Source organism: Modestobacter sp. Leaf380 (assembly GCF_001424485.1).
Lineage (GTDB): Bacteria > Actinomycetota > Actinomycetes > Mycobacteriales > Geodermatophilaceae > Klenkia.
On the sequence record NZ_LMQC01000012.1, the window covers coordinates 675,928 to 701,693 of the forward strand.

Sequence of the window (25,766 nt, forward strand, 5' to 3'; positions counted from 1 at the left end):
GCGAGGGGGCGCCCCTCAGAGGTAGCTGATCGGCTCGTCGACCCCGCCGACGAGCGCGTCGTCCGCGGCCCGGCCGCCGGTCGCGGCGACCGACACGCCCTGCGTGGCGGCCACCTCGTCCGGGCCCTTGGGCAGCAGCCGCCCGTCCCGCACGTCCTCGGCCCAGTGGCAGCTGACCAGGTGGCCCGGCGCGAGCTCGCGCAGCACCGGCACCTCGTCGTCGCAGCGGGTCTCCTGCCGCCAGGGGCAGCGGGTGTGGAACCGGCAGCCCGAGGGCGGGTCGGCCGGCGAGGGCAGGTCACCGGAGAGCAGGATCCGCTCCCGGGCGTCCTCGACCACCGGGTCGGGCACCGGGACGGCGCTCATCAGCGAGCGGGTGTAGGGGTGCAGCGGCTGCTCGTAGAGGGAGTCCGCCGGCGCCTGCTCGACCAGCGAGCCCAGGTACATGACCCCGACGACGTCGCTGATGTGCCGGACGACGGCCAGGTCGTGCGCGATGACCAGGTAGGTCAGGCCGAGACGCTCCTGGAGCTCCTCCAGCAGGTTGAGCACCTGGGCCTGCACCGAGACGTCCAGGGCCGACACCGGCTCGTCGGCGATGAGCAGGTCGGGCTCGACGGTGATGGCCCGCGCGATGCCGATGCGCTGGCGCTGGCCGCCGGAGAACTCGTGCGGGTAGCGGCGCAGCGCGGCCGTGGGCAGCCCGACGGCGTCCAGCAGCTCGCGCAGCCGCGTGCTGATCGCGGCCTTGTCCCCGCCCAGGCCGTGCGCCTTCAGCGGCTCGGCCAGCAGCGACTCGACGTCCTGGCGCGGGTCCAGGGAGCCCAGCGGGTCCTGGAAGACCATCTGCATCCGCCGGCGCATGTGCCGCAGCGGCTCGGGCTTGAGCGAGGCGACGTCCACGCCGTCGAACCAGACCTGCCCGGCGGTGGGCTCCTCCAGGCGCAGGATCGCCCGCCCGAGCGTCGACTTCCCGCACCCGGACTCGCCGACCAGCCCGTACGTCGTCCCCCGGTCGATGGTGAGGTCGACGCCGTCGACGGCCTTGACGTGCCCGACGGTGCGGTCCACGAAGACCCCGCGCTTGATCGGGAAGTGCACCTGCAGCCCCTCGACGCGCAGCAGCGGTCCGGCGTCGGTCACGAGGTCGCTCCAGGGGTCAGCGGGGAAGTGGTCGGGACGGCGGGGGTCAGCGGGTGCCGGCAGCGCAGCTCCCGGCCGCCCGGCTCGGTGACCAGGTCGACCTCGGAGCCGGACACCTCCACCAGGCAGTCGTCCTCGGCGGAGTCGCAGCGCGGGGCGAACGCGCAGCCCTGGGCCCACGGGATGGTGTCCCGGGCGGACCCGCGGATGGGGGTCAGCGGGGTCCCGCGGCCGCTGTCCAGGCGGGGCACGGAGTTCAGCAGCCCGCCGGTGTAGGGGTGCCGGGGGCGGGCGAAGAGGTCGCGCCGCTCGGCGGTCTCGATGATCCGGCCGGCGTACATCACGTGCACCCGGTCGCACAGGCCAGCGACGACGCCCAGGTCGTGGGTGATCATCACCAGCGCCGTCCCCGAGCCCTGCACGAGGTCGCGGAGCAGCTCGAGGATCTGGGCCTGGATGGTGACGTCGAGGGCGGTGGTCGGCTCGTCGGCGATCAGCAAGCGCGGCGAGCAGGCCAGGGCCATGGCGATCAGCGCCCGCTGGCGCATGCCGCCGGACAGCTGGTGGGGGTACTCCCCCAGCCGGCGCCGGGGGTCGGGGATGCCGACCCGGTCCAGCAGGTCGACGGCCTCGGCCTTGGCCGCCTCGCCCTTGAGGCCGCGGTGCTGGGCGAGCACCTCGGTCACCTGCAGGCCGACGGTGACCGTCGGGTTCAGCGAGGACAGCGGGTCCTGGAAGACCATCGCCATGTCCTTGCCGCGCAGCTTGCGCAGCGTCCGGTCCCCGGCGCCGAGCAGCTCGCGTCCGTCCAGGCGGACCGAGCCGTCCACCTGCACGCCGCGGGAGGGCAGCAGGCCCATCGTGGCCAGCGAGGTGACGGACTTGCCGCAGCCGGACTCCCCGACCAGCCCGACGGTCTCCCCGGGCGCCACGGAGAAGCTGACACCGTCGACGGCGAGGGTCGCGGGCTCGCCGCGGCGCTGGAAGCGGACCCGCAGGTCCTCGACCTCGAGGACGGGGGTGGTCAGGGGGTTCACGGCGCTCACCTGCGGAACTTGGGGTCGAGGGCCTCGCGCAGCGACTCCCCGAGCAGGGTGAAGCCGAGCGCGACCACGATGATGCACAGCGCCGGGTAGACGGCCAGCTCCGGGCGGACCGACAGCACGGCCTGGGCGCTGGCGAGCATGGCGCCCCACTCGGGCCGGCTGATGTCGGGGTCGCCCAGGCCCAGGAAGCTCAGCGCGGCGGCCTCGATGATCGCCGTGGCCAGCGACAGCGTGGCCTGCACGATCACCGGGGACAGCGAGTTGGGCAGCACGTGGCCCAGCACGATCGTGCGGCGCTTGACCCCGAGCGCGCGGGCGGCCAGGGCGTAGTCGCTGTCCCGCTGGACCAGCATCGACCCGCGCAGCAGGCGGGCGAAGACCGGCACCTGGGTGACCGCGATGGCGATCATCAGCGACAGCTGGTTGGCCCCCAGGAGCACCGACACGCTGATCGCCATGAGCAGGCCGGGGATGGACAGCAGGATGTCCACGAAGCGCATGACGACCGTGTCGACCCTGCCGCCCAGCCCGCCGGCCAGGATGCCCAGCAGCATCCCGACGGCGGCGCCGAGCACGGTGGAGACGACGCCGATGACCAGCGACTGGCGCGAGCCGTAGACCAGCCGGCTGAGGACGTCGCGGCCCAGCTGGTCCACGCCCAGCGGGAAGCCCTCGCGGGCACCGGGGATGGAGCCCTGCCGGACCTCGGACAGCAGGGTCTGCGCGAACGGGTCGCGCGGGGCCAGCCACGGGGCGAGGACGGCGACGACGAGGAACACCAGCACGATGACCGCGCCGGTGATGGCCACCGGGTCCCGGCGCAGCCGCCGGACGGCGCTGCGCAGCAGGGACTCCCCGCCGGTGCCGGCCGACAGCGTCCCGGCGCGGGCGGCCAGCTCGTCGATCTTCTCCCGGCGGCGTCCGCCCGGGGTCAGGGTGGGGGCGCTCACCGGGCACGCACCCGGGGGTCGAGCAGCCCGTAGGAGACGTCGACCAGCAGGTTCACCAGCACGTAGACCACCGCCAGGATGAGGATGAAGCCCTGCAGCAGGGCGTAGTCGCGGTCGCTGATCGCCTGTCGCAGCGCCGACCCCACCCCGCCGAAGGCGAAGACGGTCTCGGTGAGGACCGCCCCGGACAGCAGCAGCCCGGTCTGCAGGCCGATGGTGGTGGACACCGGCAGCAGCGCGTTGCGGACCACGTGCCGGTTGCGCACGGTGGTGACGCTGAGCCCCTTGGCGTTGGCGGTCCGGACGTAGTCCTCGTTCACCACGTCGAGGACCGCGGCGCGGGTGATGCGCACGATGATGGCCAGCGGGATGGTGCCCAGGGCGATGCCGGGCAGCACCAGGTGGGTGACGGCGTCCCAGGCGGCGTCCCACTCGCGGGTCAGCAGGCCGTCCAGGACGTAGAAGTTGGTGATGTGCGTGGCGTCGATGCGCACGTCCTGCCGGCCGGACCCGGGCAGCCAGCCCAGCTCGACGGCGAACAGCAGGCGGAGCAGGTAGGCCAGGAAGAACACCGGGATCGTCACCCCGAGCAGCGAGCCGATGACCGAGGCGTTGTCGACGAACCCGCCGTGCCGCTTGGCCGCCAGGTAGCCCAGCGGGACGCCGAGGCCGATGGCGAAGGCCATCGCGAAGAGGGTCAGCTCGATGGTGCCGGGGAAGCGGAGCAGGAACTCGGAGGTGACCGACTGCCCGGTGCGCGCGGAGGTGCCGAAGTCCAGCTGGACCGCCCGGCCCAGGAACTTCAGGTACTGCACGACGATGTTCTCGTTGAGCCCGAAGGCCTCGTTGTAGGCGGCGACCCGCTCGGGGGTGGCGCGCTCGCCGAGGGCGGCCTGGGCCGGGCCCCCGGGCAGCGCCCGGAGCCAGGCGAAGAGCAGCACCGACAGCCCCAGCAGGATCGGGACCAGCTGCAGGAGCCGGCGGACGATGAAGCGCAGCACGCGCGGGTCAGCCTCTCGGTCGGGGGGCCGGGCCGGCGGGGCCCGGACGGACCTCCGGCCGGCACCCCCGCGAGGGGGCACCGGCCGGAGGGTGGGTCAGTTGCCGATCGTGACGGTGGAGAAGTCCTCCGCCGAGAGCGGGCTGGGGACCAGCCCGTCGACGTCGGCGGCCACCACGAGGGCGTTCGGGGCGTGCGAGACCGGGACCGCCGGGAGGAAGTCCATGATCGCGGCGTTGGCCTCGGCGTAGAGCTCGCCGCGGGCGTCGATGTCGGGCTCGCTGTCACCGGCGGCGAGTGCCGAGAAGACCTCGGGGGCCTCCCAGCCGCCGAACTCCGCCTTCATCCGCCCACCGCCGGCGTCGGCGAAGAACGTGCCGATGAAGTTGTAGGCGTCGTTGTAGTCACCGGTCCAGCCCAGCAGGTGGATGTCGGCCTGACCGGCCTGGACGGCGTCCAGGTAGTCCGGGTTCCACGGCAGCGAGACGGGCTCGATGGTGAACCCGGCGTCGGTCAGGTTCTGGCTGATGACCTCGAACATGGCGGCCGGGTCCGGCAGGTACGGCCGGCTGACGTCGGTCGGGTAGTAGAAGCGCAGCGTGGTGTTCAGCGCACCGGCCTCGGTGAGCAGCTGGCGGGCCCGGTCGGGGTCGTAGTCGTAGGTGGTGACGTCCTCGGACCACCCGTCGACGGCCGGCGGCACGAACTCGATGGCCTCCTCGGCGCCCTCGGGGAGCAGCGAGTTGACGATGGTCTCCCGGTCGATGGCGTGCGCGACGGCCTGCCGGACGCGGACGTCCTGCAGGGCCGGGTTGGCGCTGGTGCCCTCGACCCCGCCGCCGTTCATGCCCAGGTACAGGATGTTGAACGGGTCGCGGGGCAGGACCTGGAAGCCGCCCTCCTCCAGCGTCTGGTAGTCCGCGGGGGCGACGAGGTCGTAGCCGTCGATGGAGCCGGCCTGCAGCTCCTGCCGGCGGGTGTTGCCGTCGGCGATCGAGCGGAAGACGATCTCGTCGACGCCGGGGGCGTCGCCCCAGTAGTCCTCGTTGGCCACGATGCGGACCTCGCCGTTGCCCTGGTCCCAGCTGTCGAAGCGGAAGGGCCCGGTGCCGGTCGGGTGCTCGATGGCGTACTCGGTGTAGGTCAGTGCGTCGCCGTTGCCGCCCAGCTCGTCGGCCTGGTACTGCTCCAGGGCCTCGGGGCTCTGCATGGCGAAGGACGGCAGCGCCAGGACCGCGGGGAACCGGCTGGTGACCTGGGTGGTGCTGACCTCGGCGGTGAACTCGTCGGTGGCCTCGCAGCCGGCGTACAGGCTGGGGACGTCGGGGGTGCTGGCGAAGCCGCCGAAGTTGTTCTGCCAGTACTCCGAGGCGGCGGGGCTGGCCGCCAGGCCCTCGAAGTTGTACCAGCGCTCGAAGTTGAAGCAGACGGCCTCGGCGTTGAAGGGCGTCCCGTCGTGGAACGTCACGTCGTCGCGGAGGTCGAAGGTGTAGGTCAGGCCGTCCTCGGACGCCTCGTAGCTCTCGGCGAGGGCCGGGGCCAGGTCGGCGGAGCCGGGCTCGTTGGTGAGCAGGCCCTCGTAGATCTGCCGGGTGACGCGGAAGGACTCGCCGTCGGTGGCGAACGCCGGGTCGAACATCGTCGGGTCGCCGGCGGCGCCGAAGACGAAGGTGCCGCCGGAGGACTCGCCGCCCTCGGCAGAACCGGAGTCGTCCCGGTCGCTGGAGGCACAAGCCGCCATGGTCAGGGCGGTGAGGGCGGCCGCGGAAGCGGCCAGCACACGGGTGGGGCGACGGTGCATCGCGGAAGACCTGCCTTCTCGGCCCGTTCGGGCCGGATGAGCTGGAGCCTGATCGGCCGGTGACAGGAAGGCGTCCCGGCGCGAGACGGGACGTTAAGCCCCGTCTGTGACGGGCGTGTGACCCGACGGGGTGATCGTCACCGGATCGAGACCTCGGGCGTCCCTTTTCCGCGGCAATGACGTGGGTCACTCGCCACGGCGTCCGACGGCATCGGCAGGATGGGCCCATGACCGCCGTCCTGGGACTGGGCCTGGCCGCCGTCGGGCGCCCCGCGTACATCACCCTGGGCCGGGACGCCGACCTGCCCGGGGACCGCTCCCCCGACCTGCTGCGCGCCCGCGCGCACGAGCTGCTCGACGCCGCCGTCGACGACCTCGGCATCGGGTACCTGGACACCGCCCGCTCCTACGGCCGGGCGGAGGGGTTCCTGGGCGGCTGGCTCGCCGGCCGTCCCGACGACCCCTTCGTGGCCAGCAAGTGGGGCTACACCTACACCGCCGAGGACCCCACGGTCGACGCCGACGAGGTCAAGACCCACGACCTGCCCACCCTGGAGCGCCAGTGGGCCGAGACCCGGGCACTGCTCGGTGACCGCCTGCGACTCCACCAGGTGCACTCCCTCACCGTGGACAGCCCCCTGTGGGACGACGAGGCCCTGCTGCAGCGGCTCGCCGGGATCCGTGACGCCGGCACCGAGCTGGGGTTCTCGACGTCGGGCCCGCGCCAGGCCGACGCCGTCCGGCGTGGCACCGAGCTGCAGGTCGGGGGCGCCCGGCTGTTCGACACGGTGCAGAGCACCTGGAACCTGCTGGAGACCTCGGCCGGGCCCGCGCTGGCCGACGCGCACGCCGCGGGTCTGCGGGTGGTGGTCAAGGAGGGCGTGGCCAACGGGCGGCTCACCGACCGCGGGCTGCCCGCCGACTCCCCCGTCCGCACCGCCGCGGCGGCTGCCGGGGTCGCGCCGGACGCCGTCGCGCTGGCCGCGGTGCTGGCGCGCCCGTGGGTGGACGTCGTGCTCAGCGGGGCCGTGACGGTCGCCCAGCTGCGCTCCAACGCCGACGCCCGCGGGCTGGCCGTGGACCTGCCGGACCTCGCCGAGACCCCGGAGGCCTACTGGGCCACCCGCTCCGCCCTCGCCTGGCAGTGACGCCTCAGGCGTCGATGCGGCGGCGGCCCTCGAACGCGCGGCCGAGGGTGACCTCGTCGGCGTACTCGAGGTCACCGCCCACGGGCAGCCCGCTGGCCAGCCGGGAGACCGCCAGCCCCATCGGGCTGATCAGCCGGGCCAGGTAGGCCGCGGTGGCCTCGCCCTCGAGGTTGGGGTCGGTGGCGATGATCAGCTCGGTGACCGTGCCGTCCATCAGCCGGGTCATCAGCTCCTTGACCCGCAGGTCGTCGGGTCCGATGCCCTCGATCGGGCTGATCGCCCCGCCCAGCACGTGGTAGCGGCCGCGGAACTCACGGGTCCGCTCGATCGCCACGACGTCCTTGGGCTCCTCGACGACGCAGATGACGTCCAGCGAGCGCCGCGGGTCACGGCACACCCGGCACTGCTCGTTCTCCGCCACGTTGAAGCAGGTCACGCAGAACCGGACCTCGGCCTGCACCCGCTGCAGCGAGGCCACCAGCCTGCCGACGTCGGTCGCGTCGGCGGCCAGCAGGTGGAAGGCGATCCGCTGCGCGCTCTTGGGCCCCACCCCGGGCAGCCGGCCGAGCTCGTCGATCAGGTCCTGGACGGCGCCTTCGTACACGGGGGCTCCTGCTCTCGACGCTCGTCGGGTGGTGCTCGGTGGTGCTGGCGGGTGGGGCTCAGAAGCCGGGCAGGCCCATGCCGCCCATGCCGCCGGCCAGCGGGCCCATCGTGGTCTGGGTGAGTTCGCCCGCTGCCCGGTTGGCATCGCGCACGGCGGCCACCACCAGGTCCTGGAGGGTCTCGACGTCGTCGGGGTCGACGGCGTCCTTCGCGATCGTGATCGCGGTCAGCTCACCGCTGCCGGTCATCGTCGCGGTGACCATGCCGCCACCGGCGGTGCCGGTGACCTCGGCCTGGGCCAGCTCCTCCTGCGCGGCGGCGAGCTGCTGCTGCATCTTCTGCGCCTGCTTCATGAGCTGCTGCATGTCGGGCTGTCCACCGGGTCGCATGCCCCCGAGCGTATGCGCTGGCCGTCGGGTCGGCCGTGGCACGCTGCTGTCCGTGCGACGAGCGACGGTCCTGCTGGCGGCGTCCGTGCTGGTCCTGGCCGGGTGTGGCGGTGGTCCGGGCCCGGCGTCGTCGTCGGCGTCGTCCCCGTCGGCATCCGCCCGATCCAGCGAGAGCGGCCCCCCGGTGACGACAGCCCCGCCCACCACCACTCCGCCCACCACCACCCCGCCACCGACCGCCGAGCCCCCGGCGCCCGCCACCACGGCGCCGGTGGTGGTCATCGACCCCGGGCACAACGGGGGCAACGCGGCCGCACCGGCGGTCGTCGACGCCCCGGTCCCGGACGGGACCGGGGGCACCAAGCCGTGCAACACCACCGGCACCTCGACCGACGCCGGGTACGCCGAGCACTCCTTCACCTGGGACACCTCGCTGCGGCTGCGCGACCTGCTCACCGCCGCCGGCGTCCAGGTGGTGCTGACCCGCCCCGACGACACCGGCGTCGGCCCGTGCGTCGACGTCCGGGGGCAGCTGGGCGCGCAGGTGGGCGCGGCGGCGTTCGTCGGGGTCCACGGGGACGGCGCGGCCCCCGGCTCCCGCGGGTTCCACGTCATCACCTCCTCCCGGGACCCGGGCGGCGCCGAGGTGGCCGCCTCGACGCAGGCGCTCGCGGTCGCCCTGCGGGACGCCCTCACCGCGGTCGAGCCGGTCAGCGACTACCTGGGCACCGACGGCCTGGACAGCCGCCCGGACCTGGCCGGGCTGAACCTGAACACCGTCCCGGCGGTCTACGTGGAGTGCGGCAACATGCGCAACGCGGCGGACGCGGCGCTGATGAGCTCCCCCGAGGGCCGGCAGGCACTGGCCCAGCAGCTGGCGACGGGGGTGCTGGCCTTCCTGGACCGGTGACTGGACCGGTGGGTCGTCAGCGTCCGCGCGCGGGCGCCACGATGCAGGCCAGGTCGTCCTCCGACGCCGGCACGGGAGCCAGCGGGGAGGGCCCGTCCCGGCGCACGGCCAGGCCGTCGAGCACCAGGGTCACGTAGCGCTCGCGCAGCTGGCTGCGGTCGGTGCCGCCGACCCGGCTGATCATCGCGACGGCGATGCCGATGTCGAGCTCGGTGACGTCGCCCCGCAGCACCCCGGCGCGCTGGGCGTGCCGGACGAGCGCCGCGACCGCCGGCCGGAGCCGTTCGCGGCCCGTGGCGACCCGCTCGTGCCCGTGCCCGGCCAGGGCCAGCACCTGGGCCAGCCCGCGGTCGGCGGCCTGCGCCTCGACGCCCCAGCTCAGGAACTCGCGCAGCCCGCGCCAGGGGTCCGGGTCGGCGGCGGCCTGCTCGGCCCGCGCGACGACGGCGTCGACCTCCTGCTCGAAGAGGGCCTCGACCAGGTCCGCGCGTTCGGGGAAGCGGCGGTAGACGGTGCCGACGCCGACCCCGGCGACGCGGGCGATCTCGTCGAACCCGGCGTCCAGGCCCTGGGCGGCGTACACCTCGCGCGCGGCGTCCAGGATCAGGGCCCGGTTGCGCTCGGCGTCCTTGCGCAGCGGCCGGACGGCGGTGTCCGCGGCTGACGTGACGGAGGACATGACGCCATCGTAACCGAAGCGGAACAAGTCCTCCGGTTCTGTTGCTAGCCTCTCGGAAGAACCGGAAAGACCGTTCCACTTCGTACCGGAGGACGCATGACCAGCACGACCGAGACCGGCCCGGGTGCCACCCCGAGCACCGGCACGGCCTCCGACGCCCCCCACGACGCGAGCGACCGCCGCCGTTGGCTGGTGCTGGGCGTCGTCGCCCTGGCCCAGCTGATGGTCGTCCTGGACGCCACGATCGTGAACATCGCGCTGCCCACCGCGCAGGCCGACCTGGGCTTCGGCAACGACAGCCGGCAGTGGATCGTCACCGCCTACGCCCTGGCCTTCGGCTCCCTGCTGCTGGTCGGCGGCCGCCTGGCCGACCTCGTCGGCCGCAAGCCCGTCTTCCTCGTCGGCCTCGTCGGCTTCGCGCTGGCCTCCGCCGTCGGCGGTGCCGCCGACGGCTTCGGCGTGCTGGTGGCCGCCCGCGGCGCCCAGGGCGTCTTCGGTGCCCTGCTGGCGCCGGCCGCCCTGTCGCTGCTGACCGTCACCTTCACCGACGGCAGGGAGCGCGGCCGGGCCTTCGCCGTCTTCGGCGCCATCTCCGGCGCCGGCGGCGCCATCGGCCTGATCCTGGGCGGCGCGCTCACCGAGTACCTGTCCTGGCGCTGGTGCCTCTACGTGAACATCCCGATCGCGGTCGCCGCCGTCGTCGGTGCGCTGGTCTTCCTGCCCCGTCGCGCCTCCCGCTCCGCCGACGCCCCCGGCCTGGACGTGCCCGGTGCCCTGCTCAGCGTCGCCGGCCTCGTCTCGCTCGTCTACGGCCTGGCCAGTGCCGAGACCGACGGCTGGACGGCGACGTCCACGCTGGGCTTCATCGCCGCGGGCGTCGTCCTGCTGGTCGCCTTCGTCGTCGTCGAGACCCGGGTGGCGCACCCGCTGCTGCCCATGAGGGTGGTCACCGACCGGGCCCGCGGTGGCGCGTTCGTCGCGGTCGGCGTGGTCGGTGCCGGCATGTTCGGCGTCTTCCTCTTCCTGACCTACTTCCTGACGACGGTGCTGGGCTACGAGCCGCTGCCCACCGGCGTCGCGTTCCTGCCGATGATCGTCGCGCTGACCATCGCCGCGCAGACCTCCCCGGCGCTGGTCGCCCGGGTCGGGGTCAAGGTGCCGGTGGCGCTGGGCTTCGTCGTCGGCGCGCTGGGCATGCTGGTCTTCACCACCCTGGACGTCGACAGCGGCTACTGGACCCACGTCTTCCCGGGCCTGGTCGTCGTCGGCCTGGGCATCGGCCTGGTCATCGCACCGGCCTTCGCCGCCGCCACCCTCGGCGTCCGCGCCGACGACGCCGGCGTGGCCTCGGCCGCGGTGAACACCTTCCAGCAGATCGGTGGCTCCATCGCCACCGCGGTGCTCTCCGCGCTGGCCGCGGCTGCCGCCACCGACGCACTCGTCGGCGTGGACCCCAGCGACCCGGCCGCGATGCTGCAGGCCTCGGTCTCCAGCTACACGACCGTGTTCGCCTGGTCGGCCGGCATCTTCGCCGTCGGCGCGGTCGTCTGCGGTCTGCTGCTCCCCCACGGCGCCGTCGAGCACGACCCCGACGCAGCACCCGTGATGGCGCACTGAGGGAGGCCCCTCGTCGAGGGGTCGGTGACGGGGGCGTCCACCTGCGGGTGGGCGCCCCCGTCGGCGTCCCGGGCAGGGCGCCCAGGGCACCCGGGGCAGGACACTCGGGGCAGGACGACGCCCGGGCTCAGCTGTCGATCGGGTGGGCGCCCAGCTGGGCCTTGAGCAGGGCCAGCGCGGCCTGCTCGGGGTCGACCGGGGGCGGGGCGTCCGGGCCGGTGACGTCGGCGGCCCGCTCGGCCATCAGCTCGTCGGCCTCGGCGGACTCGGCCGCACGGGCCGCGGCCCGGGCCTGCTCCGGGGGCACGGGCGGGGCGTCGGCCGCGGGCTGACCCGGGGTGTCCACCAGGGTGGCCACCCGCCAGCGCACGCCCAGCAGCTGGTTGAGCGACTCGCGGATGACGTCCTTGTTGAGGTCGTCGCCCAGCCGCCGGGACAGCGCCGGTGAGGTGGTGGACAGGGTCAGCACCCCGTTGGCCAGGTCGTGCACGGTCGCGCTCTGCAGCAGGGCCGCGGTGGTCCGCTTGTGCCCCTTGACCACGCTGAGCAGCTCCGGCCAGATCCGCCGGACGTCGGCCGTGGTCAGCTCGCCGTCGTCGGACTGCTCCTCGGGCGGGTTGGCCGACACCAGCGGCATCGGCTCACCACCGCGCGGGGCCGGGGAGGACTCGGCAGCGGCCCGCGGCTCGGGGCGATCGGCCGCCGGTGCCCCGGTCGGGGTCGCGGACGCGGCGGGCGCGGCGGGCACGGACGGCGCCGCCGGCGCGGCCGTGGGCCGGGACGGCTGCGGCCAGTCCTCGTCGTCGGTCGGCTCGGGGGGCAGCGGGATGTCCGGTTCGCCGGACGACGCCTGCGGGCGCGACCGCTCGGCGGCCGGGGAGGGGGGCGACGCCGCAGCCGGGCGTGCGGGCGCCGCACCCGGGGTGGCCGTGGCGGGCCAGCCGTCGACCTCGGCCGCCGGGGCGGCGGGAGCAGCCGGGGCGGACGTCGACCGGGCGGGCGCACTGCCCGGGGCGGTCGTGACGGGCCAGCCGTCCACCTCCTCCGCCGGGGGCGCCGGGACCGCCGGAGCCGACGCGGCTGCCGCCGGTCGGGCGGCGGGCGACGGCTCGGGCGTGCGCTCGGAGGAGGGCTCGGGCGCGGGCTCGGCCGGTCGGGCCACAGCCTCCCCCTGCGTGCGAGCCGCGGACGGGGCCGGCTCGGCCCGGCGCGGCGTCGCGGCGGCCGGGACGGGCGGGTCGTGAGGGGGCGCGGCCTGGGTCGACGCGGCCTGGGTCGGCGCAGCCTCCTCGGCCCGCGCGACCGGGCGGGCCGCCGGCTCCTCCCGGGCCTGGGACGGGCGCACGTACGTGGGCCGCCGGGCCTCCTCGGCAGCAGCATCCCGGGGCGCCTCCACCGGTCGCGGCGACTCGACCGGCCGCTGGGGGGCGGGCGCCGCCTCGGCCGCCGGGCGCCCGGCGTGCTCCCCGGCGATGGACATCCGCCGCTCGAGACGCTCGAGTCGCTGCAGGGTGGCCACCGCGGAGCCGTCCACGCCGGGCAGCAGCATCCGCGCGCAGACCAGCTCCAGCAGCAGCCGGGGCGCGGTCGTGCCCCGCATCTCGGTCAGGCCCTCGTGCACGGTGTCGGCCAGCCGGGACAGCGTCGCGGCACCCATGGACGTGGCCTGCCGGCTCATCAGGTCCAGCCGGTCCGGCGGGCAGTCCAGCAGCCCGTTGCCACCGGCCTCGGGCACGGCCTCCAGCACGATGAGGTCGCGGAGGCGGTCCAGCAGGTCGGTGGCGAACCGGCGCGGGTCGTGACCGGCCTCGACCACCCGGTCGACGGCCTGGAAGACCCCGGGGGCGTCGTGCGCGGCCAGGGCGTCGACGGTCTCGTCGAGCAGGGCGTCGTCGGTGACCCCGAGCAGGCCCACCGCCGTGCGGTACGTGACGCCCTCGGGCCCGGCACCGGCCAGCAGCTGGTCCAGGATCGACAGCGAGTCGCGCACCGAGCCACCGCCGGCCCGCACCACCAGCGGGAACACGGTCGCCTCGACCGTGACGCCCTCCCGCTCGCAGGTGGACTCCAGCAGCTTGCGCAGCGTGGTCGGCGGCACGAGCCGGAACGGGTAGTGGTGCGTGCGCGACCGGATGGTCGGCAGCACCTTCTCCGGCTCCGTCGTCGCGAAGACGAAGACCAGGAACTCCGGCGGCTCCTCGACGACCTTGAGCAGTGCGTTGAAGCCCGCCGTCGTGACCATGTGGGCCTCGTCGACGATGTAGACCTTGTAGCGACTGTGCACGGGGGCGAAGAACGCCCGTTCCCGCAGGTCACGGGCGTCGTCCACACCCCCGTGGCTGGCCGCGTCGATCTCGATCACGTCGATCGACCCGGGGCCGTCCGGCGCCAGCGCCACGCAGGAGACGCAGACCCCGCACGGCGTCGCCGTCGGACCCTGCTCGCAGTTCAGCGAGCGGGCCAGGATCCGCGCGGAGGAGGTCTTCCCGCAGCCCCGGGGACCGCTGAAGAGGTAGGCGTGGTTGATCCGCCCGCCCTCGACCGCGTTCACCAGTGGGGTGGTGACGTGCTCCTGGCCGACCACCTCGGCGAAGGTCGCCGGACGGTACTTGCGGTAGAGCGCCAGAGCCACGCCCTGAGGCTACGGGTCGCCCCCGACACTCCTGCCGGGTGAGCGCTACTGGGTCAGGGCGAGGAAGAACTCGACGGAGCCGGCGTCCTCGACGCTGACGAAGCCCAGGTCCGGCGCGGTGACGTCGTAGTCGCCGAAGGTGACCGGGATCGAGCCCGAGGCCTGCACCCCGTCCGCCGTCCGGACGACGGACAGGTCCACCGTGACCGGCTGGGTGACCCCGTGCAGGGTCAGCGTGCCGGCGACCGGGACGGTGACCGGCGTGCCGGTGAGCTCGGGCAGGTCCACGGCGTCGGTGACGGCGAAGGTGGCCGTCGGGTTCGCGTCGACCTCCATGACGTCGTCCCGGAAGTAGGAGTCCCGGCGGTCGCTGTCGGTGGTGATCGAGGCGACGTCGACGGTGACGTCGGCCGAGGCGAGGTCGCCCTCGGCGACGACGACGGAGCCCGTCACCTGGTCGGTGGTGCCGGCGACGGTGACGTCGGCGCCGTTGAGCACCTCGTCGACCCGGTAGCCGGCGGAGGAACCCGGGCCGATGGTCCAGGTCCCGTCGGTGGTCTCGGTGAGCGGGACGTCGGACTCCTGCGCCTGCACGGTCTGCGCGGGCGGGGCGTCGTCCTCGAGGGCGGCGTAGACGAGCGGGCCGGCGACGGCGCCGACCACGACGAGCGCGGCGACACCCCCGGCGATGGTCCAGGTGCGGCGACTGGGCACGGAGCGCTCCTCAGCGGTTGAAGGTTCATGCAGTGAACCAGTCCGGGATGAGAGCGGGCTGTGCGAGATGTGCGTGCGCTGTGACCGTGCGCGGCACCCTGCCCGGGACACGAAGGGACCCCCCGCACACCCGCCAGAGCCCGCTTATCCTTGCTGCCTTCCGGCCCTGGGGAGGTTCACAGGTTGACGCCGCACGAGGGGTCTGCCGGAGAGTCTAGAGGACACCGCCGCGAACCCGGTGGACGGCTCCGCGACGATCTCCCCGTGACCACCCCGGCCCGCGGCTTCACCCTCGTCGTGCTCGCCGCGCTCTGCTGGGGCACCTCCGGTGTCGCCGGGGACGCGGTGCTGCGACGCACCGACCTGGACCCCCTCGACGTCGCCTGGCACCGGATGGCGGTCGGCGCGGTCGTGCTGGTGGGACTGCACCTGGCGCGCCGCCGGCCGGTGGGCACCGGCGGCGCCCGGGGCCGGCTGCTGCTGGTGGGCCTGGGGCTGGGGGCCTACCAGGCCGCCTACTTCCTCGCCGTCGGCGCGGCCGGGGTCTCGATCGCCACCCTGGTGGCGCTGGGCGCGGCCCCGCTGCTCATCGCGGTCGGCGGCACCGTGCTCGGGCACGGCCGCCCCGACCGGGCCACCGTGGTCGCCCTGGCCGTCGCGCTCGTCGGCCTGGTGCTGCTGGTGGGCGTCTCGGCGGCGGAGGACACCGGCTCGGCGGTCCTGCTCGGCGCGCTGACCGCGCTGGGCTGCGCGGTGGCCTACGCCGCGGTCGTGCTGACGTCGTCCCGGGTGCCGGCCGGGGTGCCCACGACGACGGTGGGCTTCGCCGTCGGCGCGCTCGCACTGACCCCGGTGGCGCTGCTGGCGGGGCTGGACACGACCGGCGACCCGGTCGCCCTGGCCCTATTGGTCTACCTGGGCGCGGTGCCCTCGGCGCTGGCCTACGGGCTGTTCTTCACCGGCGTCCGGGCGGTGCCCGCGGCGGTGGTCTCGATCGTGACGCTGCTCGAGCCGCTGACCGCGACGGCGCTGGCCACGGTTCTGCTCGGGGAGCGGCTGGCCCCCACCGCACTGGTGGGGGGCCTGCTCATGCTCGGCGCGGTGGCCGGGCTGTACCTGCGGAGGATGGGAGATTCGAACTCCCGAGGGCTTGCACCCAACCCGCTTTCCAAGCGAGCGCCATAGGCCACTAGGCGAATCCTCCAGTTGCGCCGCCCAGACTACCGGGCGGCTCGGGGCGACTCAGCCCCGGCTCTCCACCACCAGCACCTGGTCGGCCGCCTCGAGGGTCACCACGGCGGACTTGGGCGGGTTGAGGTGCACCGACCCGGTCGCGGAGACCCGCCAGCCGAGCACGGACTCCCCCCGCAGGGCGCCGGAGGAGACGATCGAGCCGTACCCCACCGGCGCGGTGCCGACGTAGCGGTGTGCGGGCCGGAAGGACAGCCGGGCGCCGTCCGGGGAGAACAGGTCCAGGAACACCTGGGCCAGCTCGGTGCGCTCGGAGAGCTGGGCCAGCATCAGGCTGGTGACCTCGTCGCTGACGATCCAGTCGTCGACACCGCCGGCCTGGGCCAGCTCGACGTCGTCGCGCTCGAGGACCTCGGCCACGATCCGCACCGACCGCTCGCCGCCCGAGGGCCACACCCGGCGCAGCGCGAGCAGGGTCAGCAGCGTGCGGGCGTCGCCGTCCGCGGCCTCGACGGCGTCCCGGTAGCTGAGCACGATGCCCTGGTCGTAGGTCTGGTCGGCGACCAGCGTGGCCAGCTCGTCGGGGCCTGCGGAGGAGGCGAAGACCCGCAGCTGCGAGTGCGTCAGGCCCTCGACCCGGACGTCGGCCGGGTCGACCAGCGCCGGGTCGACGACGACGTCGACGACCGTGCCGTCGACGGCGAACTGGTCGATCTCGCGGACCACCTTGGGGCCGAGCACCGACCAGCCGACCACGAGCAGGTGGGTGGTCTGCGGCACCTCGTCGGTGGCCACCAGCGGCACCGAGGGCTCGACGGCGCGCACACCGGTGCAGGTGAAGGTGGAGTCGTCCTCGGCGACGGCGATGACCTCGTCCCCGGCGACGACGACCCGGTCGGCGGGCGGGTTGACCTCGACGCTGCCGTCGGCGTGGGCCAGTCCCAGCACCGAGGCGCGGTCGAAGGCGACCAGCACGTCGGCGTACGTGGCGCCGGTGAGCTCGGGGAAGGAGGAGAAGTAGACCTCGTCGCCGGCGAAGTCCAGCAGGTCGCGCAGCACCTGGGACAGCCCCGACTGCCGGCACGACTGGGCGGTGATCTCGGCGATGACGTGGTCGGAGTTGACCGTGACGACCTTCTGGTCGGTCAGGGTCTGGATGCTGGCGGCGTAGGTGGGGTCGGCGATCTCGGCGACCACCCGCGGGCCGCTGAAGTCCGGGTCCAGGGTCTTGATGGCCAGCACGGCCTTGATCGCGTCGGCGTCCCCGGACCCCGCGCCCATGACGATCACCGAGCGCGCGCCGAGCAGGTTGACCATCCGCAGGTCGTCGGCCTTGGCCGGCGACCCCGAGCGGCAGACGACCCGGGTGGTGCCCAGGTCGCGGACGGCGGCGGACAACGTGTCCTCCATGACCGTCTTGTCCTCGACCCCCAGGACGACGACGGCGGCGTCCTTCTCGCTCTCGTTGGCGACCACCAGCTCGCTGACGATCGCGCCGATCCGCGGCGACCAGCCCAGCACCAGCGTGTGGCCGGTCTCCAGCACGTCCGAGCGGCCCTTGCGCAGGCCCTCGATCCGCTGGTCGACGCCGTTGGCGATCAGCCCGATGAGGCTGCCGGCGATGAAGATGCCGGCCAGGGTGACGACGAAGGAGAGCAGCCGGACCGGCCACGTGCTGTCCCCGGCGAAGGTGCCGGCGTCGACGACGCGCAGCATCGCCTGCCAGATGCCCTCCAGCGGGTTCGACACCGCAGCGCCGCCGTTGACCCCGGTCAGCCCGGTGACCCAGAACAGGACGCCGAAGAGGACGAAGATCGCCAGGGTCAGGGCGGCGAGCCAGCCGATGACCACCGCCGGGCCCTTGGCCAGGGCGTTGTCGAACCGGTACCGGGTCTTCTGCGCGAAGGTGGGGTCCAGGACCGGGCGCTGGCGGCGCACGGTGTGGGCCGCGGGGGCCGGCTTGGCCATCCGGGTCCGGCGGCTGACCGCCTTGCCGGGCCGGGCCGGTCGCGCCGACTGTGTCTTGATCTCGCCCATGTGAAAGCTCCTCGCTGCCCCGGGTGGTCTCCCCGGGGGGTCCCCCGACCGTCCCGAGGACGGCGATCAGCCGACACCGTAGGGCCTGGTGGGCGCGCCGTTGCGGCACCGCACCGCCTCGTCGCCGGTGTGGTGGAGCACCGCTCCACCGGGCAAGCTCGCAGCCACCGACCCCGAGCCCGACCCAGGAGTGCCCCGAGATGACCGCCGAGACCGAGCCCGTCCGCCCCGAGGTGGTGGACGCGATCGTCGCCGCGCTGACCGAGACCGACCCCAGCGGGCTGCCCGCGGACGCCACCCGCGCGGAGAAGGACGCCGCCAAGGACCGGTACTTCACCCGGATGGTGGCCGGGCGCGACCAGCGGGACCGGCAGTCCCGCGCCTGGGAGCTGCTGCTGACCCGCAGCTACGACGACCCGCCCACCTGGTCCCAGCTCTTCGACGACCTGCCCGCCGGCAGCCAGGACGAGCTCGGCGACCTGTTCGACGCCCTCCCCGAGGGCGCGCAGGCCGAGTACACCAAGCGCTACGGCACCCCCGCCGGCGTCTGAGCGGCCCCCGTCCCGCGCCGGTAGCGTCGCTGCGGTGACGAGTCCCGGTCCCGGCCACCGGGTGGCCGGCCGGTACCGGTTGCTGTCCCGCATCGGTGGCGGCGGGATGGGCGCGGTCTGGCTGGCCACCGACGAGCGGCTGGGCCGCGACGTCGCGGTCAAGCAGGTCGTGCTGCCGGTGGGGGTCTCCCCGGAGGCCGCGGCGCAGCAGCACGCCCGGACGATGCGCGAGGGCCGGATCGCGGCCCGGGTCAGCCACCCGCACGCGATCGCCGTCTACGACGTCGTGGACGACGGCGGCTCACCGTGGCTGGTGATGGAGCACCTGCCCTCGCGCAGCCTGGCCGACGTGCTCTCCTCGGCCGGGGTGCTGCCGGTCCAGCAGGTCGCCCAGATCGGCGCCCAGCTGGCCGACGCGCTGACCGCCACCCACGCGGCCGGCATCGTGCACCGGGACGTGAAGCCGGGCAACGTGCTGGTCGGGCAGGGCGGCCGGCTCGAGGGCCTGGTGAAGATCACCGACTTCGGCATCTCGCACGCCACCGGCGACGTGCGGCTGACCCAGACCGGCATGGTCACCGGCACGCCGGCCTTCCTGTCCCCCGAGGTCGCGCGGGGCGAGGAGCCCGGGCCGGCCAGCGACGTCTGGTCGCTGGGCGCGACGCTGTTCACCGCCCTGGAGGGCGACCCGCCCTTCGGCTCCAGCGGCAACAGCCTGGAGCTGCTGCACCGGGTGGCGGCCGGCGACGCCGACCCGCCGGTCCGCTCGGGGGCGTTGACCGGACCGCTGCAGCGGATGCTGGCGCCCGACCCGACGCAGCGCCCGGAGATGAGCCGGGTGCGCGACGAGCTGGCCCGGATCGCGGCCGGCTCCGACGGCGACGTGACCGCCGTCCTGGACGCCCGGACGCCGCTGACCACGGTGCCGCTGCCGCCGGCCCGCTCGGCCACCCGGACCGACGTGCCGGTGCCCCCGCCGCGCACGACTGCCCCGCCGCGGACGAACGCACAGCCCCCGCCGAGCCCGCAGCCCCGGCCGGTCGCCCAGCCACGTCCCGCAGCCGCCGGCCCGCAGGTCGGCGCCCGTCCCACCCGGCGGCGACGGGGGCCGGTGGTGGCCGCGGTCGTGGCGCTGGTGGCGCTGCTGGCCGCGGGCGGGGTCTGGCTGGGGACCCGGGACAGCGGCGGGCCGACGACGGCCGACCCGGCCGGCAGCAGCACCCCGGCGCCGGCGCCGGACCCCACCACGGACGGGGCCGGCCAGGAGTCGACGCCGACGCCGACCACCGAGCCGACCACGGCCCCCACCACGGAGCCCCCGCCGACCACCGAGCCGGACGTCGTCACCGCCGACGAGGTGGCCGCGGCCCTCGCCTCGTACTACGCCCTGCTGCCCGAGGACCCGCAGACCGCCTACGGGTTGACCGGACCGCAGCTGCAGGACGCGGCGAGCCGCGGCAACTACACGTCGTTCTGGCGGCGCTTCGACGACGTGGTGCTGGGCCCGGTGAGCGCCACCGACGGCTCGCTGGAGGCGACCGCGCAGGTCACCTACGTCGAGGACGGCGAGCAGCTGGTCGAGCAGCACCGGTTCACCCTGGTCGAGGCCCCGGACGGCTCGTTGCTGGTCGACCTCGACGTCGCGGTCTGAGCCCGGGGCGGGTGCGCCACCCCGGGCCCAGCCGGTGCGTCAGCGGGCCAGGAAGTCCAGCAGGGCCGCGTTGAACTCCGCCGGGTGCGAGGCGTTGACGCCGTGCGGTCCGCCCGCGATCACCACGGTCTCGGCACCGGGGATCGCCGCGGCGGTGCGCTTGCCGCTGGCCTCGAAGGGCACCACGGCGTCGGAGTCACCGTGCAGCACCAGCACCGGGATCGTGAAGGCCTCCAGGTCGCGGCGGAAGTCGGTGCCGGAGAACGCCACGACGCAGTCGTACGTGCCCTTGGGCGAGGCGTAGGCGGCGATGTCCGCGGAGTGGTCGCGGACGGCCTGGCTCACCGTCTGCTCCCCGTCCGCGTCGAAGAAGTTGCTGGCGAAGCCGTCGACGAAGGCCACCCGGTCGCTGCGGATCGCGTCCAGGAAGGACTGCACCGTGGCCGCGTCCAGCGCGCCGTCCGGGTTCTCGTCGGACTTCCCCAGGAACGGCGGGACGGCGGCGGCGAACACGGCCTTCGCGATCCGCTCGGTGCCGTACGTGCCGACGTAGCGGGCCACCTCGCCCCCGCCCATGGAGAACCCGACCAGGGTCACCTCGCGGAGGTCCAGGTGCTCGAGCAGGGCGTGCAGGTCCGCGGCGAAGGTGTCGTAGTCGTAGCCCTCCCACGGCTGGGAGGACTTCCCGAAGCCGCGCCGGTCGTAGGTCACGACCCGGTGCCCGGCCTCGACCAGGGCGGGGACCTGGGCCTCCCAGGAGCGGCCGGACAGCGGCCAGCCGTGGATCAGCACGACGGGCCGGCCGGCCCCGTGGTCCTCGTAGTACAGCTCGACGGGTGCGCCGTTCTCGGTGCCGACGGTCAGGGTGGTCATCGGGGTGCCCTCTCTGTCCGACCGCGGGATGCGGTCTCCGTCCCGCACAACACCTCGTGCACGAGGTTGTTCCCGGGTGGCGGCGCCGAGGATGATCACGGCATGGACGACGACGCCGCCGAGCTGTCCGAGCTGCTCTGCTTCGACCTGTACGCGGCCTCCCGGGCGGTCACCGGGCTCTACCGCCGGCTGCTGGCCGACCTGGACCTCACCTACCCGCAGTACCTGGTGCTGGTGCTGCTGTGGCGCCGCGGTGCCCAGCCGATCAAGGCCATCGCGGAGGACCTGCACCTGGACTACGGCACGCTGACCCCGCTGCTGCAGCGCCTGGAGGCCAAGGGGCTGCTGGTCCGGACCCGGCGGGCCGAGGACGAGCGGTCGGTCACGATCACGCTGACCGACGCCGGGGACGCCCTCCGCGGCCGGGCCCGCGGCATCCACGCCGGCGTGCGCGAGGCGATGGCACTGGACCCCGACGAGACCGTGGCGCTGCAGCAGCAGCTGCGTCGACTGGCCGGCTCGGTGGAGCAGGCCGCGCGCTGAGACGCCGCACGGGCGAGCGAGGGCGGCACCCGCGTGGGTGCCGCCCTCAGCTGCTGGCGGTGGCGGTGGGATTTGAACCCACGGAGGCTTTCACCTCACCCGCTTTCGAGGCGGGACCCTTCGGCCGCTCGGACACGCCACCGTCGAGCACACTACAGGCCGCGTCGGGCGGCGAAGAAGGCACGTAGCAGCGCGCCGGACTCCGCGGCCCGGACGCCGGCCACCACCTCGGGGCGGTGGTTGAGCCGGCGGTCCCGGACGACGTCCCACAGCGAGCCGGCGGCCCCGGCCTTCGGGTCGTCGGCGCCGTAGACGACCCGGGCGACCCGGGACAGCACGGCCGCCCCGGCGCACATCGTGCACGGCTCGAGGGTGACGACGAGGGTCGCACCGGTGAGCCGCCAGCCGTCCCCGTGCGCCGCGGCGGCAGCCCGCAGGGCCAGCACCTCGGCGTGCGCGGTGGGGTCCCCGACCTTCTCCCGCTCGTTGGCGGCCTCGGCCAGCACCTCCCCGCCCGCGGACAGGACGACGGCGCCGATGGGCGCGTCGCCCCACTCCGGCGCCTGCGCCGCCAGCTCCAGGGCCCGGTCCATCGCCTGCTCGGGGGTCACGTCAGGTCGACCCCGGTCAGCCGGGCGAGCTCGGCCAGCGCGTCGGCCGGGTCGACGACCTTGACGGTCTGCCAGCCCAGCGCGCGGGCGGGCTTCAGGTTGGGGCCCAGGTCGTCGAGGTAGCCGACCTCGGTCGGGTCGATCTCGCGGGCCACTGCCCGGCACAGCCGCTCCAGGGTCAGCGGGTAGATCGCGGGCTCGGGCTTGCGGATGCCCTCCACCGAGCTCTCCACGACGACGTCGAAGAGCTCCATGAGCGGCCCGTGCTCGCCCTCGGGGTCCATCGGGGCCGCGTTGTTGCTCAGCAGCGCCAGCGGCAGCCCGGCGTCCCCCAGGCGGCGGACAGCGGTGACCACCTCGGGGCGCACCCGGCCGTGCAGCGCGGCGAGCACCCGGGTCGCGTCGACGTCGTGCCCGGCCGCGCGGGCCTCGGCCTCGAAGACCTCCACGAAGCCGTCGGTGTCCAGCTCGCTGCGCTCGAAGCGGGCCCAGGCGTTGTCGTGCGGGTTGGTCGTGTTCAGCCGGGCCACGGTGCCCTCGGGCAGCCCGACCTCGCGCTCGTAGTCGCCGAACGCCGCCAGCGGGCTGGTGGTGACGACGCCGCCCAGGTCGAACACGACGGCGGTCACCCGGGCGGTCACGGGCGCACCGCGGCGGCGAGCTCGTCGGCGAACCCCAGCCGGGCGGCGACGGCGGCCACCATCTCGTCGGCCCACAGGTCCGCGGCCAGGATCGGGGCCAGCTCGTCGGCGGGCAGGCCGGCGTCGCCGAAGAGGTCCAGGTCCCCGGCCGGCCAGCCGTCCTCGGCCTCGTCGGCGGCGTCGAGGTCGCCGGGGTCGATGCCGTAGCGCTCGACCAGCTCGCTGGCCAGCAGCCACTCCTGCAGGGTGACGTCGCTGATCAGCGCCCGCACCATGCCGCCGGGGCCGTGGGTGAGCGCCACGAAGTACAGCCGGGTGTCCACGACCAGCACGTAGGGCCCCGGCCAGCTGGTGCCCGGGGCGCCGAGCGCCCGCTCCAGCACGGGCAGCTCGTCGGAGGCGTCCTGGGCGAGCAGCTCGACCTCCCAACGGTCGGCCTTCTTCTCCACCCGGACGGCCCAGGAGGCGAGCACCTGGGTGACGGACTCCTCCGCGTCCCCACCCACCGGCTCCTCGCCCACCGCTCCCTCGTTCACCGCTTCCTCAGCAACGTCAGTCCGTCGGCGATCGGCAGCAACACGGTCTCCCAGCGTTCGTCGGTGGCCAGCGCGGCGTTGAGCGCCGCGATGGCCCGGTCGTCGTCGTCCTGCGGGTCCAGCACCCGGCCGGCGCGCAGCGTGTGGTCCAGCAGCACCAGGCCGCCGGGGTGCAGCCGCGGGTGCAGCGCCTCGACGTGGCCGGCGTACCCGGTCGCGTCGGCGTCGACGGAGGCCAGGTCGAAGGTGGGCTGCAGCGGGAGGGCGGCCAGCAGCTCGGCGGCCTCTCCCAGGCGCAGCTCGATCCGCTCGTCCACGCCGGCGCGGGCCCAGTACCGGCGCGCGACGGCGGTCCGGTGCCCGTCGCGGCCCAGGCACAGCAGGCCGCCGTCGGCGGGCAGGCCGCGGGCGATGGCCAACGCGGACAGCCCGGTGGAGGTGCCGATCTCGACCGCCCAGCGCGCCCCGACGAGCCGGGTGAGCAGCTGCAGGAACCCGGCCTGCTCGGGGGCGACCTGGTGGATCGGGCGGCCGTCGTCGTCGGCAGTCATCGCGGCGGTCTCGGCGACCAGGTCCGCGACGACGTCGTCCGGCGGGTCGCAGGAGGCCCGGACGTGGTCCGCCAGCTCCGCGCTCAGGAGGAACGACTGCGGCGTCATGGGTGCGATCATCGCCGACGTGTCCGACCCCACCGAGCCCGACGTCCCCCCGGCGCTGTTCGCGGCGCTGGCCGCGGACCCCCTGGCGGCCCAGCTGGGCATCACCCTGGAGCAGGTCCGACCGGGCTACGCGCGCGCCTCGATGACCGTGGGCCCGGCGCACCTGAACGCCGTGGGCATGGCGCACGGCGGCGCCACGATGGGCCTGCTGGACGTCGTGCACGCCGCGGTGAGCAACAGCCACGGCACGCTCGCCGTCGCCCAGGACGTGCACACCGAGTTCCTCGCGGCCGGCCGGCCGGGCGACGTGCTCACCGCCGAGGGCACCGAGGTGCACCGCAGCAGCCGGACCGCGGTCTACCGGATCGAAGCCCGGGCCCAGGACGGCCGGATGGTGGCCACCGCGCTGGCCCGGGTGTTCCGGCTGGGCACCGAGTGGGAGCTGCCCACCGACGACTCCCCGCCCCCGGTCGCGCCCACCCAGCTGCTGGACCCGGTCGTGGTCATCGAGACCGCTCCCCCGCCGCCGCCCGTGGCCGGCCCCGGCACCCGGCCGGCCGGTCCCACCCCGGCGCCCGACGAGCTCCGGTGAGCCGCCTGCCGGTGCCCACGATGCCCGCGCCGCCGGTCTGCGTCGTCGGGCTGGGACAGCTGGGCGGGTCGCTGGCTGCCGCGCTGGTCGCGGCGGGCCGCCCGGTCACCGGCTGGGACACCGACCCGGCCGCCCGTGCGGCCGCCGCCTCTCGCGGGGTCACGATCGGCCGTGAGCTGTCCGGCGTCGTCGTGCTGGCCACCCCGATCCCGGCCCTGGGCACCGCCCTGGACGACCTGCAGGTCGACGGCGACGCCACCGTCACCGACCTGGGCTCGGTGAAGGCCCCCGTGCTGGCCGCCCTGGGCGCCCGGTTCGGCACCCGCTTCGTCGGCGGTCACCCGATGTGCGGCACCGAGCGCAGTGGCCACGCCGCCGCCGACCCGGAGTTGTTCCGCGGCGCCCGCTGGGCGGTGTGCCTGGAGCCCGACACCGAGCTGCCGCGCTGGCTGCGGGTGGCCGAGCTGGCCCTGGCCGTCGGGGCCGAGGTCGTGCCGGTCACCGCCCGGGAGCACGACGACGCCGTCGCCGCGATCAGCCACGTCCCGCACCTGCTGGCCGCGGCCCTCGCCGCCGCGGCCGCCGACGCCGGCCCGCTGGCGCTGGGCCTGGCCGCGGGCAGCTTCGCCAGCGGCACCCGGGTCATCGGCAGCGACCCGGCCTTCGTCACCGCGATGGTCGAGGGCAACGCCGGCCCCACCGCGGCCGCGCTGGCCGCCGTCCGGGCGCAGCTGGAGCGGCCGTGGCCCGAGCTGGTGGCCGACGGGCACGCGGTGGCCCGCCGGGCGGGCGACCACCGGACGCTGCGGGTGCCGCTGGACCGGGCCGCGCTGCTGGCACTGGGCCGGGCCGGCGGCGCCGTGTCCCGCCGGCTGGCCGCCTTCGTCGAGGGCTGGGTGCCCGAGGAGCCGGCGGCGTCGACCGCGCCCTGACCGGTTGACCGGGCCGTTCCGGGGCACGGTGCACGGTGGACGGCGGCACCAGCCGCCCTGAGGACAGGAGCGCAGCATGGACGAGAAGGACATCCTCGGCCGGATCCACGAGCTGGTCGAGGAGGAGCACCAGCTCCGCGAGACCGCCGCCGAGCACGGCGACGACCAGCGGGCCCGGGTCGCCGAGCTGGAGCGGCACCTGGACCAGGCCTGGGACCTGCTGCGGCAGCGCCGGGCCAAGCGGCAGTACGGCGAGGACCCCGACGCCGCGGGTGAGCGCCCCGAGCCGCAGGTGGAGAGCTACCTGCAGTAGG

General features: G+C 74.9%; 25 protein-coding genes, 2 tRNA genes, 1 other RNA gene and 1 pseudogene. 10 read left to right on the plus strand and 19 right to left on the minus strand.

From position 1 onward, the window contains the following. Positions 1 to 15: 15 nt before the first annotated feature. From ASG41_RS11320 to ASG41_RS11340, 5 genes are all read right to left on the minus strand, one after another. Positions 16 to 1,143, minus strand: coding sequence for an ABC transporter ATP-binding protein (locus ASG41_RS11320; protein ID WP_056294056.1), 1,128 nt, complete (start codon positions 1,141 to 1,143; stop codon positions 16 to 18). Beyond that, on the minus strand, positions 1,140 to 2,180 hold the full coding sequence (locus ASG41_RS11325) for an ABC transporter ATP-binding protein (protein WP_235564733.1): 1,041 nt from the start codon (positions 2,178 to 2,180) through the stop codon (positions 1,140 to 1,142). Before ASG41_RS11325 ends, ASG41_RS11320 begins: the two co-directional genes overlap by 4 nt. A gap of 5 nt (positions 2,181 to 2,185) precedes the next feature. Then, positions 2,186 to 3,139 carry an ABC transporter permease gene (locus ASG41_RS11330; protein WP_235564734.1) on the minus strand — a complete coding sequence of 318 codons (954 nt, stop codon included), beginning with the start codon at positions 3,137 to 3,139 and terminating at the stop codon, positions 2,186 to 2,188. Beyond that, positions 3,136 to 4,140, minus strand: a complete 1,005-nt coding sequence (locus tag ASG41_RS11335) for an ABC transporter permease (RefSeq protein WP_056294059.1) — start codon at positions 4,138 to 4,140, stop codon at positions 3,136 to 3,138. The genes ASG41_RS11330 and ASG41_RS11335 overlap by 4 nt, the downstream gene beginning before the upstream one ends. Positions 4,141 to 4,236: 96 nt before the next feature. Beyond that, complete coding sequence (locus tag ASG41_RS11340) at positions 4,237 to 5,940, minus strand: ABC transporter substrate-binding protein (protein ID WP_056294060.1); 1,704 nt, start codon at positions 5,938 to 5,940, stop codon at positions 4,237 to 4,239. Between the two features lie 227 nt (positions 5,941 to 6,167). Between ASG41_RS11340 and ASG41_RS11345 the strand changes: the two genes are divergently transcribed. Beyond that, positions 6,168 to 7,088, plus strand: a complete 921-nt coding sequence (locus ASG41_RS11345; RefSeq protein ID WP_056294064.1) for an aldo/keto reductase — start codon at positions 6,168 to 6,170, stop codon at positions 7,086 to 7,088. Positions 7,089 to 7,092: 4 nt separating this feature from the next. Here ASG41_RS11345 and recR read toward each other — a convergent pair whose 3' ends face one another. Next, complete coding sequence (gene recR, locus ASG41_RS11350; protein WP_056294067.1) at positions 7,093 to 7,692, minus strand: recombination mediator RecR; 600 nt, start codon at positions 7,690 to 7,692, stop codon at positions 7,093 to 7,095. 58 nt (positions 7,693 to 7,750) lie between these two features. Then, positions 7,751 to 8,083 (minus strand): YbaB/EbfC family nucleoid-associated protein, encoded by a 333-nt coding sequence (locus ASG41_RS11355; protein WP_082556796.1) that lies wholly within the window; start codon positions 8,081 to 8,083, stop codon positions 7,751 to 7,753. 52 nt (positions 8,084 to 8,135) lie between these two features. Between ASG41_RS11355 and ASG41_RS11360 the strand changes: the two genes are divergently transcribed. Continuing rightward, positions 8,136 to 8,993: an N-acetylmuramoyl-L-alanine amidase gene (locus ASG41_RS11360; RefSeq protein ID WP_200938830.1), complete on the plus strand. Its 858-nt coding sequence runs from the start codon at positions 8,136 to 8,138 to the stop codon at positions 8,991 to 8,993. Between the two features lie 16 nt (positions 8,994 to 9,009). Here ASG41_RS11360 and ASG41_RS11365 read toward each other — a convergent pair whose 3' ends face one another. Further along, positions 9,010 to 9,672 (minus strand): TetR/AcrR family transcriptional regulator, encoded by a 663-nt coding sequence (locus ASG41_RS11365; protein ID WP_056294078.1) that lies wholly within the window; start codon positions 9,670 to 9,672, stop codon positions 9,010 to 9,012. A gap of 96 nt (positions 9,673 to 9,768) precedes the next feature. Here ASG41_RS11365 and ASG41_RS11370 point away from each other — a divergent pair, with 96 nt between their 5' ends. Further along, complete coding sequence (locus tag ASG41_RS11370; protein WP_056294081.1) at positions 9,769 to 11,289, plus strand: MFS transporter; 1,521 nt, start codon at positions 9,769 to 9,771, stop codon at positions 11,287 to 11,289. Between the two features lie 127 nt (positions 11,290 to 11,416). Here ASG41_RS11370 and ASG41_RS11375 read toward each other — a convergent pair whose 3' ends face one another. From ASG41_RS11375 to ffs, 3 genes are all read right to left on the minus strand, one after another. Further along, positions 11,417 to 13,921 (minus strand): DNA polymerase III subunit gamma and tau, encoded by a 2,505-nt coding sequence (locus ASG41_RS11375; protein ID WP_056294084.1) that lies wholly within the window; start codon positions 13,919 to 13,921, stop codon positions 11,417 to 11,419. A 45-nt stretch (positions 13,922 to 13,966) separates the two neighbouring features. Next, a complete protein-coding gene (locus tag ASG41_RS11380; protein ID WP_056294087.1) occupies positions 13,967 to 14,635 on the minus strand; it encodes a YceI family protein in 669 nt (222 codons plus the stop codon). A 110-nt stretch (positions 14,636 to 14,745) separates the two neighbouring features. After that, an RNA gene (ffs, locus tag ASG41_RS23045) (signal recognition particle sRNA small type) lies at positions 14,746 to 14,841 on the minus strand. Positions 14,842 to 14,899: 58 nt separating this feature from the next. On the opposite strand from ffs, the pseudogene ASG41_RS23050 reads away from it, so the two are divergent. Beyond that, positions 14,900 to 15,691, plus strand: a pseudogene (locus ASG41_RS23050) (DMT family transporter); the annotation flags it as partial. Between the two features lie 63 nt (positions 15,692 to 15,754). Here the strand turns inward: ASG41_RS23050 and ASG41_RS11390 are convergent. Together ASG41_RS11390 and ASG41_RS11395 are read right to left on the minus strand one after the other, a co-directional pair. Then, positions 15,755 to 15,839: transfer RNA gene (locus ASG41_RS11390), tRNA-Ser, on the minus strand. A gap of 38 nt (positions 15,840 to 15,877) precedes the next feature. Beyond that, positions 15,878 to 17,863, minus strand: coding sequence for a hypothetical protein (locus ASG41_RS11395; protein WP_056294095.1), 1,986 nt, complete (start codon positions 17,861 to 17,863; stop codon positions 15,878 to 15,880). A gap of 200 nt (positions 17,864 to 18,063) precedes the next feature. On the opposite strand from ASG41_RS11395, the gene ASG41_RS11400 reads away from it, so the two are divergent. Continuing rightward, positions 18,064 to 18,414 carry a hypothetical protein gene (locus ASG41_RS11400; RefSeq protein ID WP_056294100.1) on the plus strand — a complete coding sequence of 117 codons (351 nt, stop codon included), beginning with the start codon at positions 18,064 to 18,066 and terminating at the stop codon, positions 18,412 to 18,414. 34 nt (positions 18,415 to 18,448) lie between these two features. Next, positions 18,449 to 20,065 (plus strand): serine/threonine-protein kinase, encoded by a 1,617-nt coding sequence (locus ASG41_RS11405; RefSeq protein WP_157519280.1) that lies wholly within the window; start codon positions 18,449 to 18,451, stop codon positions 20,063 to 20,065. Between the two features lie 39 nt (positions 20,066 to 20,104). Here ASG41_RS11405 and ASG41_RS11410 read toward each other — a convergent pair whose 3' ends face one another. After that, complete coding sequence (locus ASG41_RS11410; protein ID WP_056294906.1) at positions 20,105 to 20,938, minus strand: alpha/beta fold hydrolase; 834 nt, start codon at positions 20,936 to 20,938, stop codon at positions 20,105 to 20,107. A 102-nt stretch (positions 20,939 to 21,040) separates the two neighbouring features. Here ASG41_RS11410 and ASG41_RS25270 point away from each other — a divergent pair, with 102 nt between their 5' ends. After that, the gene (locus ASG41_RS25270) at positions 21,041 to 21,481 is read left to right on the plus strand and encodes a MarR family winged helix-turn-helix transcriptional regulator (protein ID WP_056294107.1); all 441 of its coding nucleotides are present in this window, start codon (positions 21,041 to 21,043) and stop codon (positions 21,479 to 21,481) included. Positions 21,482 to 21,535: 54 nt separating this feature from the next. Here the strand turns inward: ASG41_RS25270 and ASG41_RS11420 are convergent. The 5 genes from ASG41_RS11420 to ASG41_RS11440 form a co-directional block, all read right to left on the minus strand. Continuing rightward, positions 21,536 to 21,623, minus strand: a tRNA-Ser gene (locus ASG41_RS11420). Positions 21,624 to 21,633: 10 nt separating this feature from the next. Beyond that, entirely contained in the window at positions 21,634 to 22,092 is a 459-nt protein-coding gene (locus tag ASG41_RS11425; RefSeq protein WP_056294110.1) for a nucleoside deaminase, read from the minus strand. Then, a complete protein-coding gene (locus ASG41_RS11430) occupies positions 22,089 to 22,733 on the minus strand; it encodes an HAD family hydrolase (RefSeq protein ID WP_056294113.1) in 645 nt (214 codons plus the stop codon). The genes ASG41_RS11425 and ASG41_RS11430 overlap by 4 nt, the downstream gene beginning before the upstream one ends. Then, the gene (locus ASG41_RS11435; RefSeq protein WP_235564735.1) at positions 22,730 to 23,269 is read right to left on the minus strand and encodes a tRNA adenosine deaminase-associated protein; all 540 of its coding nucleotides are present in this window, start codon (positions 23,267 to 23,269) and stop codon (positions 22,730 to 22,732) included. Before ASG41_RS11435 ends, ASG41_RS11430 begins: the two co-directional genes overlap by 4 nt. Beyond that, the gene (locus tag ASG41_RS11440) at positions 23,266 to 23,928 is read right to left on the minus strand and encodes an O-methyltransferase (RefSeq protein ID WP_056294117.1); all 663 of its coding nucleotides are present in this window, start codon (positions 23,926 to 23,928) and stop codon (positions 23,266 to 23,268) included. The genes ASG41_RS11435 and ASG41_RS11440 overlap by 4 nt, the downstream gene beginning before the upstream one ends. Between ASG41_RS11440 and ASG41_RS11445 the strand changes: the two genes are divergently transcribed. From ASG41_RS11445 to ASG41_RS11455, 3 genes are all read left to right on the plus strand, one after another. After that, positions 23,927 to 24,520: a PaaI family thioesterase gene (locus tag ASG41_RS11445; RefSeq protein WP_082556797.1), complete on the plus strand. Its 594-nt coding sequence runs from the start codon at positions 23,927 to 23,929 to the stop codon at positions 24,518 to 24,520. The two genes, ASG41_RS11440 and ASG41_RS11445, sit on opposite strands and share 2 nt — an antisense overlap. Further along, positions 24,517 to 25,452 carry a prephenate dehydrogenase/arogenate dehydrogenase family protein gene (locus ASG41_RS11450; protein ID WP_056294121.1) on the plus strand — a complete coding sequence of 312 codons (936 nt, stop codon included), beginning with the start codon at positions 24,517 to 24,519 and terminating at the stop codon, positions 25,450 to 25,452. The genes ASG41_RS11445 and ASG41_RS11450 overlap by 4 nt, the downstream gene beginning before the upstream one ends. Before the next feature lie 76 nt (positions 25,453 to 25,528). After that, a complete protein-coding gene (locus tag ASG41_RS11455) occupies positions 25,529 to 25,765 on the plus strand; it encodes a DUF2630 family protein (protein WP_056294124.1) in 237 nt (78 codons plus the stop codon). Position 25,766: the final 1 nt, after the last annotated feature.